Origin of the sequence: Flavobacterium sp. UW10123 (assembly GCF_040538975.1) — a bacterium.
In the GTDB taxonomy this organism is placed as follows: domain Bacteria; phylum Bacteroidota; class Bacteroidia; order Flavobacteriales; family Flavobacteriaceae; genus Flavobacterium.
Window position 1 is genome coordinate 18,557 of the sequence record NZ_JBEWQE010000026.1, and the last position, 16,150, is coordinate 34,706.

Sequence of the window (16,150 nt, forward strand, 5' to 3'; positions counted from 1 at the left end):
ACAGATTAATTTTAAAAAAATCTACGTGAATCTGCTTAAATCTCTTTTAATCTGCGTGAAACCTAAAAGCGAACTTACCAAACACAAACAATTGAAAAACAAATATTTAAAAAACCTATTTCTTTTTTATTTAATTTTGTTTAATACTCTCCGATTCAATCTATTAGATTATAAGCATCATTTTTCTTCTTTCAAGCTTTTACACTGATTATATAATTTCAAATCTATTTTGCGATGAAATATAATTACTTTCTAATTACGGTTTTTCTTCTTTTTATTTCCTGTAAAGAAAAAAACACAGAACCCAAATCAGTTAAAGTCAGCGCTTCGCAAGGATGCTATATTCCGAAAACGAACGATAAAGATTGGTACACCCAAAACAAAAAAGCGCCAAAATTTAAAGGTCTGGAGGGGGTGACATTTAAAATTACAACCAATAATCCAGAAGTTCAGGAATATTTCAATCAAGGGTTAATGCTCGCCTACGGATTTAATCATGCCGAAGCTGCAAGATCTTTTTATGAAGCTTCGCGTTTAGATCCGAATTGCGCTATGGCGTATTGGGGTTTTGCTTATGTTTTAGGTCCGAATTACAATGCGGGAATGGAAGAAGATAATTTTCAAAGGGCTTATGATGCTGCTCAAAAAGCTAAAAAACTCTCTACCAACTGTACGCCACAAGAAATTGCCTTAATCGATGCACTAACTGTTAGATACGCCGCCAAACCTCAAACAGACAGAAAACCTCTTGATATTGCTTATGCTGAAGCTATGAAAAAAGTATATGCTAAGTTCTCTTCTTATCCCGATATTGGAGCACTTTATGCAGAATCTCAAATGAATCTGCATCCGTGGGATTTGTATGAAAAAGATACCGGAATACCTAAAAAATGGACTCCAGAAATACTTGCTGTTTTAAACGAATTGATCAAAAAAAATCCGAAGCATCCCGGAGCGCATCATTTTTTAGTGCATGCGGTAGAAGCTTCTTCACATCCAGAAAACGGACTTAAAAGTGCTAAATTACTAGAAACTTTAGTTCCGGGATCGGGACATTTGGTTCACATGCCTTCTCACATTTACATTCGTACAGGAGATTATCACGAAGGCACACTTTCTAACATTGAGGCTGTTCGAATTGACAGTTTGTATTCTACTGCCTGTAATGCACAAGGCGCTTATCCTCTCGCCTATTATCCGCACAATTATCATTTTTTGGTGGCTACAGCGGCTTTAGAAGGAAATTCAAAATTGGCTTGGGAATCGGCACTAATATTACAGCAACACATGTCTCCTAAAATTATGCGAGAAGCTGGTTGGGGAACTTTGCAACATTATTATAGCATTCCGTATTATATAGCCGTAAAATTCTCTATGTGGGATAAAATTATGGAGATTCCGCAACCTGAAAAAGATCTCGTATACCCGAATGCGATTTGGCATTATGCCAGAGGAATGGCTTATCTTGGAAAAAATGATATTGCCAACGCCGAAAAACAGCTTGCTTCTCTGAACCAATTATCCAAAGACAAAACCTTAAAAGAAGTTACGATCTGGAATATCAATACAACATACGATCTAGTTCAAATTGCTAATAATGTTCTTTCTGCAGGAGTTGAAGCTAAAAAGAATAATTTAGATAAAGCGATTGTTCTTTTAAACAAAGCAATAACAATTGAAGACCAATTAAATTACAACGAACCGCCAGATTGGTTTTTCTCCGTTAGACATTATTTAGGAACTGTTTTGCTTAAAGCTGGAAAATATGCTGAAGCTGAAAAAGTATACAACCAAGATCTACAAACGCTTCCAAAAAATGGCTTCGCCTTAATCGGACTTTATAATGCTTTAACCTTTCAGAAAAAAGAAAAAGAGGCTTTAAAAATTAAAAACTCTTTTGATGATGCTTGGCAATATGCTGATTTTGAGATTAAGGATTCTTCTAGTATTGTGGAGTGATTTTTAGTTTTTATGATTTTTCAAAGTAACTTTTTTATAATCCATTTTAGAAATGTAATTGTAAAAAGTCAGAGACTTTTATTACGTTTAGAAATTCTAAGACCAAAAAAAAAATGCGCAAAGTCGGAGACATTTGCGCAGCTTTTCAGATGAACACTTTGGGGAGCAGGGGGTAATTTGTTTTGGCTGATATTTACATATAGCCCTTTTCCTTAAAATAACATTCCAAATCTTTTTTAAAAGTTGCCAAATCAAAGTCTTTAATTTTAGTTCTCAAAGTTTCTATTATTTCTAATGATTTCAAAATTTCTAAAGACACATATTTTTTAGCTTCAATTTCTGAAAAATTTTTGATTGTTTCAAAATCTAGCTTTATGCTATACTCTAGACATTTTTCAACTTCATATTCAAACCCCTCACTTTTTACATATTTTTTATCTTTTGTATATTTTGGCAATTTGGGTTTAAAAAATTGTTCAAAAATTGGACTTACACATATAATTCCAATTACAATTTCCATTAAATCTTTTCCATATATTTTTTGTGTGAAAGATTTTTCCATCTCATCTGAAAAATCTATCAAAAATCTAGTTTCTTTTTTAATTTCCGCCGAAGTATATTGAGCTAAACCTAGTTTCATATATTATATTATTAATTATTATCTAAAAATTGGATTTCCCCAGCTCTCCGAAGTCTTGCCTACTAGTGCTGCGCAAATGTCTCCGACTTTGTGCCCATCCTAAATACTTCCTAAAAACGCAAAAATATCTAAAAAGTCTCCGACTTTAAAACGAATACAAGTATAAAGCTTTATTGATTTTAAATATAAAAATCTACTATTCAAATATCAGCATTTTCAAAATTCATTAAGCTTAAATCGTTTACATAATAACTTATAGCGAAACAAAAATAATCAACCCCCTAAAAACCACCCCCAATTATTATCAAATTTTTAAATCTCATAGTTTTTAGAAAATTTTAAGAACCCTTACTTTTCAAATTACTATATTTGGCGCACCTTAAAGAATAATTAATCCCACTTTCTAAGGAACAAAATTGTAATTCCTGCTGTAGTTGTATGAAACCCACTAAGTTCATATATATCGTTTTACTTTCGCTGCTTTGTTTTTTCAGAGGCACCGAAACGTATTCGCCGATTTATACTTTCAGCAACTGTATTACCTTAGATAGTGTTGCGGCAGACGATACGCAGATTTTTTCTTCTGACTTTTCTTCTTCTAAAAATTTAGAAGTTCATTATAAGCTCAAAAAGAAAATGAAATGCAGAGCGACTACTTTGGAACAAAGTACGATCAAAGCTCCGTATTTCAGTAATTTGATTAACTTCAAACTTTACAAAGAAAGCTTAATCTATGGTATCGCTTCAATATACCATATAGAAAGGCATCCTCACCTTCATTTGTACCAACTTTTCTAGGCCACAAAATTTCGTTGTTTTTATATTTTCTAGTTTTCTGGAACAATACCTCATTTGCTTATGTAATTGAGCCACTATTGCTATAAAAACATTTCTCTAAACGGTACTTTTTCCAAATAAAAGCATCCGTACGCATTTATATTTTCAAAATCCAAATTCATACTCCCGATACTTTGGTATCAAGGGAGCGCATCTATTTATTCAAAAATTTAAACCTAATGATGAGCATTTATAAAAATCCATTTCTTTTATGCACCTTGGCTTTATTCGTTTTAGTCTCGTGCGGTGATAAAACAAAAAAAGATTCAAACAACATAAAAACAGTTCCTGTTTATAAGGTAACTCTAAAAGACACTATAGTTTCGAGCAAATTTGTTGCCGATGTACATGCTAAAAACAATGTAGAAATTCACGTTCGTATTCCTGGTCTTCTGGACAAAGTTTACGTTAGCGAAGGACAAAAAGTAAAAAAAGGGCAAATCCTTTTCAAAATAAGCGATGTTGAACTTCAGATTCAACTTCTAAAAGCCGAAGCGGTTTACAAAAGCGCAAAAGCCGATTTAAGAATTGCAACGGTAGAATTGGAACAGGCTCAAACTCTTTTCAATAAAAAAGTAATTGCAGACAAAGAGTTAGAATTATCTAAAGCAAAAAATGATGCCGCTTCCGCGAAATTGGCTCACGCTGCTGCAGAAAGAAAAGCAATCAACCAACAGATTAGCTTCACCACTATCCGCGCGCCATTTGACGGAACAATCGACCGTATTCCGTTCAAAGAAGGCAGTTTAGTAGAAAACGGTTCATTGCTTACAACTGTTTCTCAATTGGATGATGTCTATGCTTATTTCTCAATTCCAGAGAATACGTATTTCCAAATGATGGAAGACAAAACCTTAAACACACAGGGCGATATAAAATTGGTATTGCCAAACGGACAAGTTTACGATCAAAAAGGAGAATTAAGAACTGCTGACGGAGAAATCGACAGACAGACAGGTTCTATTCAATACAAAGCAAAATTCCATAATCCGCAAGGGTTTATTAAACACGGAACTTCTGGAAAACTGATTATTTCAGAACCAAAAACCAATGCAATTTTAATTCCGCAGAAAGCTGTTTTTTCTATTCAAGACAAACAATATGTTTTCCGCGTGAACAAAGATGGAGTAGTTAAAATGACGAATGTTACTATCGAAACCACACTAGATGATGTGTACATCTTAAACGAAGGTCTAAAAAGCGACGACCTAATTGTACAAGAAGGCACACAATCATTGAGAGACGGCGATAAAATCAACATGAAACAAATGTAGATTATCGATCTGTAAAACAGTTATTTAATTATTTATCTAAAACATTTAAAATGATAGAGTTATTTATCAGAAGGAAAATATTGTCATTAATCATCTCGGTTATGATAGTCCTTCTGGGATTGCTGGCGTTGTTTCAGCTTCCTATTACCCAATTCCCAGATATTGTACCGCCGTCTGTAACCGTTACAGCAAAATATACAGGAGCAAATGCAGAGGTTTCGGCCAATGCTGTCGCTCTTCCGTTAGAAAGAGCCATAAATGGAGTTCCCGGAATGACGTATATGTCAACCGTAACTTCCAACGATGGTTTAACCTTAATTCAGGTTTTCTTTGAAGTAGGAACCGATCCCGATTTGGCTGCCGTAAACGTGCAGAACCGTGTAACGACAATTCTAGACGAACTTCCAGAAGAGGTAATTCGTGCGGGAGTTACAACCGAAAAAGAGGTAAACAGTATGTTGATGTACTTGAACATTACAAGTACCGACAAAACTCAGGACGAACAGTTTATCTTCAACTTTACCGATATTAATATTCTTCAAGAATTAAAGCGTATTGATGGTGTCGGACGTGCCGAAATCATGGGGCAGAAAGAATATTCGATGCGTGTTTGGTTAGATCCAGAAAAGATGCTTTCGTACAATATTTCGGCAAATGAAGTTATTAATTCACTTCAAAAACAAAACATTTCTGCCGCACCAGGTAAAGTCGGTGAAGGTTCTGGACAAATGAACAATCAACTGCAATATGTAATTAAGTATGGCGGAAAGTTCTTTGAGCCAAAACAATACGAAGAAATTCCGTTAAGAGCCAATTCAGACGGAACTATTTTAAGATTGAAAGACATCTCTAAAATCGAATTTGGTGCCATGAGTTACGGAATGGTTTCTAAAACCGATGGAAAACCTTCTGCATCTATCATGCTAAAACAGCGTCCGGGTTCGAATGCTTCTGAAGTTATTGCCAGCGTAAAAGAAAAAATGGCCGAACTGAAAGTGTCTTCTTTTCCTCCAGGAATGGAATTTAATATTGCCTACGACGTTTCGCGCTTCCTTGACGCCTCGATTCATGAAGTATTAAGAACATTAGTTGAAGCCTTTCTTTTGGTAGCATTCGTCGTTTTCCTTTTCCTTCAAGATTGGAGATCGACTTTGATTCCAGTATTGGCAGTTCCTGTCGCGCTTATTGGTTCGTTTACCTTTATGTCGATGATGGGATTCTCGATCAACTTATTAACGCTTTTCGCTTTAGTACTTTCTATCGGAATTGTGGTCGATAACGCGATTGTCGTCGTTGAAGCCGTTCACGTAAAAATCTCCGAAGAACATATGTCGCCAATGGAAGCTACCATTAGCGCCATGAAAGAAATCACCGGAGCCGTTATTGCAATTACAATTGTAATGGCTGCCGTGTTTATTCCGGTTGCTTTCTTAAGCGGTCCTGTTGGAGTTTTCTATAGGCAGTTCTCATTGACAATGGCCATTAGTATCGTAATTTCAGGTATTAACGCCCTTACCCTTACTCCTGCCCTTTGTGCGATTATGCTAAAAGCGCACGATCCGAATAAAGAGAAAAAATCGCTTTTAGATCGTTTCTTCCAAAGATTCAATCATTGGTTTGATAATATTACTTCAAAATACATCAAAGTATTAGTAAAATTTGCTGATCGCAGTACTGTTACCATTGGATTATTAGTATTGTTTTGCATCCTTACATGGGGAACAACCAAGTTTTTAGCGTCAGGATTTATCCCGACGGAAGATCAGGGAATGGTTTACGTAAGTGTTACAACGCCACAAGGAGCAACGGTAGAACGTACCGAAAAAGCTTTGGACGAAGTAACTAAAATTGCACAAGGAATTAAAGGTGTAGATAACGTAACCACTCTTGCGGGATACAGTATTGTAACTGAAATCGCTGGAGCTTCGTACGGAATGGGAATGATCAACTTGAAAGACTGGAGCGAACGTGATATTTCGGTAACCGAATTTATGGCGGAACTTACAGAAAAAACCAAAAACATTACCGATGCACAAATCGAGATTTTTGCACCGCCAACTGTTCCCGGATTTGGTAACACCAGTGGTTTTGAACTTCGTTTGCTGGATAAATCTGGAGGAAGTATTACCAATACCGATAAAGTAACCAAAGAATTCATCAAAGAATTGAATGCTTCGCCAGAAATTCAGAACTCTTTCTCGAGTTTTGATGCCACTTTTCCGCAGTATTTAATTCATATTGATTACGATTTGGCGGCTAAAAAAGGAATCTCTGTAGACAATGCCATGTCTACTTTGCAAACCATGTTAGGCTCGTTTTATGCAACTAACTTTATCCGTTTTTCTCAAATGTATAAAGTAATGGTTCAGGCAAGTCCGCAATTCCGTCAAAATCCAGAAAGTATTTTGGATATGTATTTGAAGAATGAAGCAGGCGAAATGGTTCCGTTTTCTACTTTCATCAAATTAGAAAGAGTTTACGGTCCTGAGGTTTTAACGCGTTATAATATGTACATGTCGGCTATGATTAACGGTGAACCAGCCGAAGGTTATAGCTCTGGAGATGCCATTGCCGCTGTTGAAAAAATTGCTGCAGAAAAACTGCCAAGCCGTTTTGAACTAGAATGGTCTGGTATGACACGTGAAGAGATTTTATCTGGAAACCAAACCATCTACATTTTTGCGCTTTGTATACTTTTTGTATACTTATTATTGGCTGCACAGTACGAAAGTTTATTGCTTCCGTTCCCAGTATTATTAAGCCTTCCAGTTGGAGTTTTTGGTTCTTACATCGCACTTGTAATGGTTGGACTGGACAATAATATTTATGCTCAAGTAGCACTCGTCATGCTGATTGGTCTGCTCGCCAAAAATGCCATTCTGATTGTAGAATTCGCCATGGCACAAAATAAACTCGGACGCGATATTGTCGAAGCCGCAATTGAAGGAGCAAGACTTCGTTTCCGTCCTATTTTGATGACCTCGTTTGCTTTTATTTCAGGATTGATTCCGTTGTGTATTGCTTCTGGAGCGGGTGCGATTGGTAACCGTTCGATCGGAACAGCAGCTGCGGGCGGAATGTTAATCGGGACTGTGTTTGGTCTTTTAATCATTCCTGGACTTTACATACTGTTTGCAAAATTGGAAAAACGAATGAGCAAGTCAAACAATTAATTCGTTGAGCAAAATAGAGTAAATAAATCTAATTTGATCTGCAACAATCTTTTAAAATCTGCGTGAAATATTTTTTTACGCATAGTTTTTTTCACGCAGATTAATACAGATTAAAGCAGATTTAACAGATTAATCTAAGCTAATGAATACGATTAAAAAATGCTTGACAGATTGAACAAATAAAATTAAACAATGAAAGAGATATTAAATCAATATAAACATACTGAAATACAGTTTCTAAGGACAACCAAAAGTGCCGTTGTAATTACGGGAATTTTACTTTTGACAGCTTGTTCTGCGCCAAAAGTCAGTAACAAACTAGACGCTGCAAAGCTTCCAGAAAATTTTGATGCACAAAGAAAAGAAGCATCAAGCGAAACTTTTATTCCATTAAAAACAGAAACCTTTTTTAAAGATCCAAAATTAGAGGAACTATTAAAGAAAGCTATTGCCAAGAATCCTGATTATTTAATCATGCAGGAAAGAATCTTGATTGCCAATTCGCATTTAAAAGTGGCAAAACTGGCGCTTCTTCCCTCTTTAGATTTTGTTGCCGATGCTTCTGGAACACATTACGGAAAATATACGATGGAAGGCGTTGGGAACTATGATACTAACTTCTCTCAGAATATTACAGATAAACAAAAAATCAATGAAAATGTTTCTCCCAACTTTTTCCTAGGAGCAAAAGTTTCTTGGGAAGCTGACATTTGGGGCAAACTAAGCAATCGTAAAAAAGCGGCTCAACAGCGATTTTTTGCTTCTCAGCAAGGAATGCGTTTGTTACAAACAAGACTTTTAAGTGATGTTGCCGATTTGTATTTTAAACTTGTTGCTCTAGACAAACAAGCTGCGATTTACGATAAAAACTTAAAAACGCAAGAAAGAGCATTAGATATTGTTTCGGCACAAAGATCGGTTGGAAAAGCTACAGAATTGGCTGTACAGCAGTTTAATGCTCAAAACAATAATATTCACGCCGAAGCTTCAGAATTAAAATTAAGCATCGATCAGACTGAAAAAGCTTTATTGACACTTTTGGGTGAATATGGCGGAAAAATTGACAGAAGCAGTGATTTCCTAGCTGGACATTTAGAGGTTTTAAATCAAAAAATAAGCGTGGACTCTATCATTCACAAAAGGCCTGACGTATCTGAAGCTTACTTTGAATTGCTTGCCAGCAACGCTGATGCAAAATCGGCTCGCGCTGCCTTTTTCCCAACCGTAAATCTGGGCGGTTATGCCGGTTTCAACTCGTTTTCATTCAACACTTTATTTGATGCAGGTTCTTTCGCTTGGCAATTATTGGGCGGATTAACGGCTCCTGTTTTCAATAAAGGACAGATTAAACAAGAATTTTATGTTTCCAACAGAAGACAGGAAATTTCATTTCTTCAATATCAAAATGCAGTGACAACAGCTTTCAACGAATTGAGCGCTTTACTGCACCGAAACGAAGCTTACGAAGATGTTTTAAAATATAAATTGAACGAAATTGATCATCTTGAAATTGCCGTAAATGTCTCAAACGACTTGTATTTGAGCGGTTATGCCAATTATCTAGAAATCATCAACGCACAAAAAAATAAATTGCAGGCCGAATTGGATTTTGTTGATATCCAATTACGAAATGCAAACTCACAAGTATTGCTGTACAAAGCTTTAGGCGGAGGAATAAATTAGTTTATATGTTGGTCAAAAATGGCTTCTGTTTATAATAGCTCATCGCAGGGGTCGTTTTTAAGTCCCGTTTCTATTTTGAAACGGGATTTTTTTATTAAAACATGACCCGTAGGACTAAATTATTTTTAACACATAGATAAAAGACATATATATTTTACCGCAAAGTCCGCAAAGTTTTTTTAGAATCATTACAATGAAAAAGTTCGCAAAGCCTTGTGCAGACATAGCTTTGCGAACTTAAAATATCGATTAGATTAGTCTCAGAATAAAAATGTCTTTGCGAACTTTGCGTTAATTTTTATGCCCTTCAACAGGAAAGCTATTGTTTTTTTATCGAAATTTTTCGGTTACATTTAACAACTATTATCTTTATTCCAAAAAACAAAAAATGGATATTTCCAAAATTCTCGATCACATACATGAACTTCCAGAGCAATCTAAGCTTGCTTTGCAAAACAATGTCACCGAAATTGCTTTTGCTAAAGGGCATATTTTGCTAAAAGCCAACAAAGTAGAATCGAATATTTATTTTATAAAAAAAGGATTGGTACGAGCATATGTAGAAAGAGATAATGAAGTTACGTTCTGGTTTGGAAAAGAAGGCGAAACCATCATTTCAATGAAAAGTTATGTTGAAGATCAGCCTGGATATGAAACCATCGAACTTTTGGAAGATTGCGAATTGTACGAACTTAAAACAGAAAATCTTAGAAAACTCTTTAATGAAGATGTTCACATTGCCAATTGGGGACGTAAATTTGCAGAAAAAGAATTGATAAAAACCGAAGAACGTTTGATCTCTAAACAATTCAAAAATGCATCTGAACGTTATTTGGAATTAATGAAAGATCATCCTGAACTCCTGCAAAGAGTTCAACTAGGACATATTGCTTCCTATTTAGGAATTACGCAAGTCAGTTTAAGCAGAATCCGCGCAGAATTAAAATAACTTTATTTTTTATCATTTGTTAATTTTTTTCTGATTTCCATAAAAGAACTTTGCATCACAAAATTTTAACTATATGAACTGGATTATTTTAATCATCGCGGGTCTATTTGAAGTAGCCTTCGCATCTTGTCTCGGAAAAGCAAAAGCTACAACTGGTACTGAAATGTATTATTGGTATATTGGTTTCTTCATCTCCTTAACAATTAGTATGCTTTTATTAATGAAAGCTACAGAAACGCTTCCGTTAGGAACTGCCTATGCCGTTTGGACAGGAATTGGCGCAGTCGGAACCGTTCTAGTTGGTATTTTTATTTTTAAAGAACCAGCAGCTTTCTGGAGATTGTTTTTCTTGGCTACTTTAGTTAGTTCTATTGTTGGTTTAAAAGCAGTTTCTCACTAAAAATATGTTTTTTTTTCAGGTTTCAAGTTTCAGGTTACTCAACTAATGTGAAAATTGAAACCTGAAACTTTAAAAATCCGTAATGGTTTTTCCATCATAACGGTACACACCATTCAAAGATCCAACCCAAATACTTCCGTCTTTAGCTTCCAGAATTCCGCAAAGCATTCCCATTCCTTTTAGTGCGAATATTTCGGTTACTTGTGGATTTTTATCGTATAAAGTTTTTTCATCATAACGAGAAAGTGCCCAATATCCATTTAGTTTTACAGCGCCTGTAGTCCAAATATTTCCTTTTTTATCCTGTAATATGATAGAAGTTCCTTTATCTGAAACTTTTGTATAAGTATTCCCATCATAACGCCAAAGACCATATTCAAGAACTAATGTATCTCCTTTCTGCCCTTTTCGGTCTTTCAGTATTGAACCACCAAACCAAATATTGCCTTTTCGATCTTCAATTATAGACCATACATTGTGAAAAGGTTTACCGTCTTTTTTTGGGAAAACGGTAAATGTTTTTCCGTCATAGAAACAAGGTTCTTCTCTGGTGCCAAACCATAATTTTCCTGTGCTGTCTTCCATAATAGAAGTAACATCATTATTGGAAAGTCCTTCTTTAGTCGTAAAATTTCGAAAAGATTTCCCATTGTAACGGCTTGCTCCAGCACCAGTAGCAAACCAAATATTACCTGCCCTGTCTTCATAAATAGATGCCACCCTATTACTCGCAAGTCCTTCCTGGGTTGCAAAATGCTGAAAAGTTTTTTTATTGAAATAATAAACACCAGAATCTTTGGAAGCAAACCAAAGATTTCCTTTTCGATCTTCCAGCACATCCCAAAAGCTTGGTAATTTTATCTTGCTTGTTAGATTGGTGAACGATTTTCCATCGTATCGAAAAACGCCTTTGAAAGATGCAATCAGAATATTTCCTTTGCTATCTTGCTTTATATTTCTCACCATGCCCGTAGGTCTATAAGTTGAAGCCGTGTCTTCGATTTTCGCGTTGCTAATTTCTATCGGTTTATTTGTTTGATTCCAATCTTTACAAGAAGTAAAAAAAACAAACATCAGAAATAAAGTGTAAAGTGGTGCGTATCGCTTCATATTTTATTAATTTTCAAAGTTGTTTCAGCAAAATTACTTTGATCTTTTTCGTTTGAAGGGATTTGAATTGTAAATAAAATTGTAAACTTTGTAAATAAACTATTGACACTATGTTTTCTAGCCAAAATATTCAGCCAAAGAAATACAAATATCTGCTTGGATTGGTAACACTCGTGTTTATTGCTTTAATCTGTGTGGCTTTCAATGGAAACCGCAATGATGATTTTGATAGTGCCAAAAGGGAAGTTTTGCTCCGAAGCATCGGGCATGAATTACTTTTACAATCTGGTGACAGTACATCAAGGGTTCTTCCTGTAAAAAATATTACCGAAAACGAATACGAAATCCAGTTTGAAAAGAATCTCTCTTTTCAACCGGAAGTTTTGATTAAGACTATTGGAAATCATTTGGACAAAGACCCGCTCGCAACAGATTATGTTGTTAGTGTTCTTAATTCAGGTAAGTCCAAAATAGTTTATGGATACGCCATATCCAAAAATAAAAAAGACAACACTATACCTTGCATAGGAAGAATACAGCCCAAAGCTAATTATCGCATCAATATTAAATTCAAACCATCAAATATAGGTGTTGTCCAAAACAAATATATTCTAGGAGGATTGCCGCTTTTAGCAGTTGTAGGTTTTATTTTTTTTAGATCGGTTAAGTCGCGAAAACCATTATCTGACGAGAAAAATGATTTTTTAGAATTAGGAAAAATACAGTTCGATGTAAAAAATCGACAACTACTAATAGACGAAAAAACAATAGACCTAACCGCCACCGAATCGCGTCTGCTACATATTTTTTCCCTTTCTCCTAATAAAACTATAGAACGAAACCGACTTCAAAAAGAAATTTGGGAAGATGAAGGCGTCATTGTCGGACGTAGTCTGGATATGTTTATCTCAAAACTTAGAAAAAAAATGGAAGTTGATCCTAACGTTAATATTGTTGTAGTGCGTAGTAAAGGATATAAACTTGAAATTAGCGCTTAGACATTTTTCTTCTTATTTTACAAAGTTACATCACAAAGTCATTAATGCATTTTTATCATCACATGATAAAAAAATAGCATTTTATATCATTACTCAGGCTTTTATCTTTGCCAAAAATTAAAGCCTAAAATAAAAAATGACATTCAGCCATTCCATTAAATCTTTTGATGAATTAACCAATCACGAAATGTACAATATGCTTCGGTTAAGAAGCGACGTTTTTGTAGTAGAACAAAACTGCCCTTATCTCGATTTAGACAATAAAGACCAGAAAGGTTTTCATTTATTGTATTACGTCGATAACGAATTGGCAGGTGTGACACGCTTACTCCCAAAAGGAATATCGTATGATGAAGTTTCAATAGGAAGAGTTGTAATTGCCAAATCGCATCGCGGATTAGGTTTAGGAGTAAAATTAATGGAAGCATCAATTGCAGGTTGCGAAGAGAAATTCGGAAAAGGTCCAATCCGAATTAGTGCGCAATACCATTTATCCAAATTCTATCAATCTTTAGGATTTGTAGAACAAGGAGAAGTGTATGATGAAGACGGAATTCCGCATATCGGAATGCTGAGAGCTTAAGAGTTTACGGAATAATCAATTTCAAAACATTGGACAAAACTGGGTTATGGTCTTCGGTTCTCCAATTGACATACAAATCGGTTTCTAGCGGTAATTTGATAAATCGGATTCCTGGAATTTCATGAAAAACATACGAATCGGGTAAAATTGCAATTCCAAGTCCTTTTCGAACCAAAGCGATAATTGCTGAACCAAATTCAGAATAAAGATACACTTCGGGAGCATTCTCGAAAGAATTGAATAACCTTCTGATAAGATCACTATAACTGCTACCTTCGTCATTAGTTGGTAAAATAAACTTTTGAGAAGCAAGCGTTTCTTTGGTTAAATCAGCAGGCGTTTGATAAGGATGACCCTCCGGAACTACAATCGCTAAATAATCGGTTTGGATTTTTTGAGACTGAATATCTTTATCTGTATTGATATCTCTTGTAAAAGCCAGATCTATTTTATAATTACGAAGAAAATCCTGCTGATTCTCATATAAAACCTGAACCAGTTTGATTTTAAGCTTCGGAAAAGCATCTGAAATACGAGACAAAATTTCGGGCATAGCAGAAGCCGAAATAGAATCGGGATGAGAAATGGTGATAGTACCACTCTCCCCTAACTGAATCTGGCGGGCAGATTGATGAATAAATTCCAATTTACTCATTTCTACCTCCCATTTTTCTTTTAAGAATTGGCCAGCGGCAGTCAGTTTGACATTGCGTTTGTTACGCTCAAACAACTGAATGCCAAGCTGATTCTCGAGAGACTGAATCTGACGGCTAAGCGCAGATTGTGTAATATTCATTTTCCCGGCAGTATTCCAGAAATGAAGTTCACGGGCCAAAGCCAAAAAATATTTAATCTGCTGCAAATCCATTGATGCAATTTACGCATTTATAAAGAATAAAAAACAGCTTTTAATGCATTAAAGAAATAAAAATGAACACGCTAAAAATAACTAAAGCCACAATTGAGGACGTTTTAAAACTTCAATCAATTGGCAGACAAACTTTTTCTGAAACTTTTGCCGATGTCAACAGCGAAGAAAACATGAAAAAATATCTGGACGAAAGCTTCGCTACAGAAAAATTGAGTGTTGAATTGAAAAATCCTTCATCATATTTCTATTTAGCTGTTTTAGACGAAAAAGTTGTGGGTTACCTAAAACTGAATACAGCCGATGCCCAAACCGAAAAAGAAGATTTAAGTGCTTTAGAGGTAGAACGTATTTATGTAGCAAAAGAATTTCATGGTAAAAAAGTCGCACAGGCTTTATACGCTCAAGCAGAGCAAATTGCCGAAGAATTAAAAGCAAAATACATGTGGCTTGGCGTTTGGGAAAATAATTTGAGGGCTGTAAGCTTTTATACTAAAAATGGTTTCATTCAATTTGACACACATATTTTTAGATTAGGTGACGACGAGCAAACCGATTTAATGATGAAAAAAGTATTGATTTAAAATGGAAAGAAGACAGCTTTTATTGTTTTTATTAATTCTTGGCACCGCCTTTTGGGGAATATCTTACTCTGTTACCAAAATGGCAATTGGCAACTATTCGCTAAATGTATTTTTATTTTATCGTTTCCTGCTGGCTGTAGCTGTATTAAGTATAGTTTTTTGGAAATACGTTAAAGACATCAATAGAGAAGCTATCAAAACAGGTTTTATACTTGCAGTTCCAATGTTTTTAGGCATTCAGCTACAAACTGTTGGGCTGAAATATACAGATGCTTCTCAGTGCTCTTTTATTGCGGGATTAACAGTTATTATTATTCCTTTATTAAAACTGGCGGTTTATAAAACTAATGCTTCACTAAAAATCTGGATCGCAGCTCTAACGGCTTTAGCTGGCTTATTTATTATTGCCATTCAGGATAAGTTTAACATAAACTTCGGAGATTTATTTACGATTGCTGGAGCCTTTGCTTTTGCGGTTTATTTAATAGCTGTTGAAAAACATTCGGCCACCAAAAACCTCTTATATTCTATTGTTCCAATGTTTGCGTTTTGTGCGCTTTTTACTTTTTTTATAGCATTAACAGATAGTTCATCAGAATGGTTTCCTCAAAATAATACGTTCTGGATGGGAGTAATTTATTGTGCTTTGTTTTCTACAGCTTTTATGTACACGGTTTCAAACGTTTCGCAACGTTATTTATCTGCAGAACGTGTAGCGGTTATTTATTTGTTTGAACCTGTTTTTGGGGCAATCGGAGCGTTTTTCATTTTAGGAGAAAATCTAACTTGGCGTTTACTTTTGGGCGGAACTTTGATTTTTGCCGGGACTATTATTTCTGAAGTCAATTTTAAAAGTGAAAAACTAAAACTGTTGATTAGAAAAAATTAAGGCTCTTATTGGTTTTAATATATAGAAATTCAGTCAGTCTTTGTTATTCCGAGGAACGAGGAATCTCCGTTAGAAGCTCTACAAAGATTGACTTTTCGCTGCGGAGTTACTTGTGGAGATTTCTCCTTCGTCGAAATTGTAAAGGTTAGATATTTCGGTAACAAAATTTAACTTTAATAAATTTTGTTGCGATGAGAAATAAC

The 16,150-nt window shown here is 35.2% G+C and carries 14 protein-coding genes; 11 read left to right on the forward strand and 3 right to left on the reverse strand.

The genetic code is table 11. The features are described 5' to 3' along the window. The first annotated feature begins 234 nt into the window (after positions 1 to 234). Positions 235 to 1,959 (forward strand): hypothetical protein, encoded by a 1,725-nt coding sequence (locus tag ABXT06_RS22140; RefSeq protein ID WP_354592675.1) that lies wholly within the window; start codon positions 235 to 237, stop codon positions 1,957 to 1,959. A gap of 193 nt (positions 1,960 to 2,152) precedes the next feature. Here the strand turns inward: ABXT06_RS22140 and ABXT06_RS22145 are convergent, their stop codons facing one another. Next, positions 2,153 to 2,599 carry an Imm44 family immunity protein gene (locus tag ABXT06_RS22145; RefSeq protein ID WP_111376430.1) on the reverse strand — a complete coding sequence of 149 codons (447 nt, stop codon included), beginning with the start codon at positions 2,597 to 2,599 and terminating at the stop codon, positions 2,153 to 2,155. A 438-nt stretch (positions 2,600 to 3,037) separates the two neighbouring features. On the opposite strand from ABXT06_RS22145, the gene ABXT06_RS22150 reads away from it, so the two are divergent. From ABXT06_RS22150 to ABXT06_RS22175, 6 genes are all read left to right on the forward strand, one after another. Then, positions 3,038 to 3,397 carry a hypothetical protein gene (locus ABXT06_RS22150; protein ID WP_354592676.1) on the forward strand — a complete coding sequence of 120 codons (360 nt, stop codon included), beginning with the start codon at positions 3,038 to 3,040 and terminating at the stop codon, positions 3,395 to 3,397. 218 nt (positions 3,398 to 3,615) lie between these two features. Then, positions 3,616 to 4,710 carry an efflux RND transporter periplasmic adaptor subunit gene (locus tag ABXT06_RS22155; RefSeq protein ID WP_354592677.1) on the forward strand — a complete coding sequence of 365 codons (1,095 nt, stop codon included), beginning with the start codon at positions 3,616 to 3,618 and terminating at the stop codon, positions 4,708 to 4,710. A gap of 50 nt (positions 4,711 to 4,760) precedes the next feature. Next, complete coding sequence (locus ABXT06_RS22160) at positions 4,761 to 7,883, forward strand: efflux RND transporter permease subunit (RefSeq protein ID WP_354592678.1); 3,123 nt, start codon at positions 4,761 to 4,763, stop codon at positions 7,881 to 7,883. Positions 7,884 to 8,075: 192 nt separating this feature from the next. Continuing rightward, positions 8,076 to 9,566: a TolC family protein gene (locus ABXT06_RS22165; RefSeq protein ID WP_354592679.1), complete on the forward strand. Its 1,491-nt coding sequence runs from the start codon at positions 8,076 to 8,078 to the stop codon at positions 9,564 to 9,566. 388 nt (positions 9,567 to 9,954) lie between these two features. Beyond that, on the forward strand, positions 9,955 to 10,515 hold the full coding sequence (locus ABXT06_RS22170; RefSeq protein ID WP_308854989.1) for a Crp/Fnr family transcriptional regulator: 561 nt from the start codon (positions 9,955 to 9,957) through the stop codon (positions 10,513 to 10,515). Positions 10,516 to 10,588: 73 nt separating this feature from the next. Further along, positions 10,589 to 10,915 (forward strand): DMT family transporter, encoded by a 327-nt coding sequence (locus ABXT06_RS22175; RefSeq protein ID WP_354592680.1) that lies wholly within the window; start codon positions 10,589 to 10,591, stop codon positions 10,913 to 10,915. 69 nt (positions 10,916 to 10,984) lie between these two features. Here the strand turns inward: ABXT06_RS22175 and ABXT06_RS22180 are convergent, their stop codons facing one another. After that, positions 10,985 to 12,025, reverse strand: coding sequence for a ligand-binding sensor domain-containing protein (locus tag ABXT06_RS22180; protein WP_354592681.1), 1,041 nt, complete (start codon positions 12,023 to 12,025; stop codon positions 10,985 to 10,987). Between the two features lie 110 nt (positions 12,026 to 12,135). On the opposite strand from ABXT06_RS22180, the gene ABXT06_RS22185 reads away from it, so the two are divergent. Together ABXT06_RS22185 and ABXT06_RS22190 are read left to right on the forward strand one after the other, a co-directional pair. Beyond that, positions 12,136 to 13,023 (forward strand): winged helix-turn-helix domain-containing protein, encoded by an 888-nt coding sequence (locus ABXT06_RS22185; protein WP_354592682.1) that lies wholly within the window; start codon positions 12,136 to 12,138, stop codon positions 13,021 to 13,023. A gap of 136 nt (positions 13,024 to 13,159) precedes the next feature. Then, entirely contained in the window at positions 13,160 to 13,606 is a 447-nt protein-coding gene (locus ABXT06_RS22190; RefSeq protein ID WP_354592683.1) for a GNAT family N-acetyltransferase, read from the forward strand. Positions 13,607 to 13,610: 4 nt separating this feature from the next. Here the strand turns inward: ABXT06_RS22190 and ABXT06_RS22195 are convergent, their stop codons facing one another. Further along, positions 13,611 to 14,474, reverse strand: coding sequence for a LysR family transcriptional regulator (locus ABXT06_RS22195; protein WP_354592684.1), 864 nt, complete (start codon positions 14,472 to 14,474; stop codon positions 13,611 to 13,613). 62 nt (positions 14,475 to 14,536) lie between these two features. On the opposite strand from ABXT06_RS22195, the gene ABXT06_RS22200 reads away from it, so the two are divergent. Both ABXT06_RS22200 and ABXT06_RS22205 read left to right on the forward strand, forming a co-directional pair. After that, the gene (locus tag ABXT06_RS22200) at positions 14,537 to 15,058 is read left to right on the forward strand and encodes a GNAT family N-acetyltransferase (RefSeq protein WP_354592685.1); all 522 of its coding nucleotides are present in this window, start codon (positions 14,537 to 14,539) and stop codon (positions 15,056 to 15,058) included. Between the two features lies 1 nt (position 15,059). After that, positions 15,060 to 15,947 (forward strand): DMT family transporter, encoded by an 888-nt coding sequence (locus ABXT06_RS22205; RefSeq protein WP_354592686.1) that lies wholly within the window; start codon positions 15,060 to 15,062, stop codon positions 15,945 to 15,947. The last annotated feature ends 203 nt before the right edge of the window (positions 15,948 to 16,150 follow it).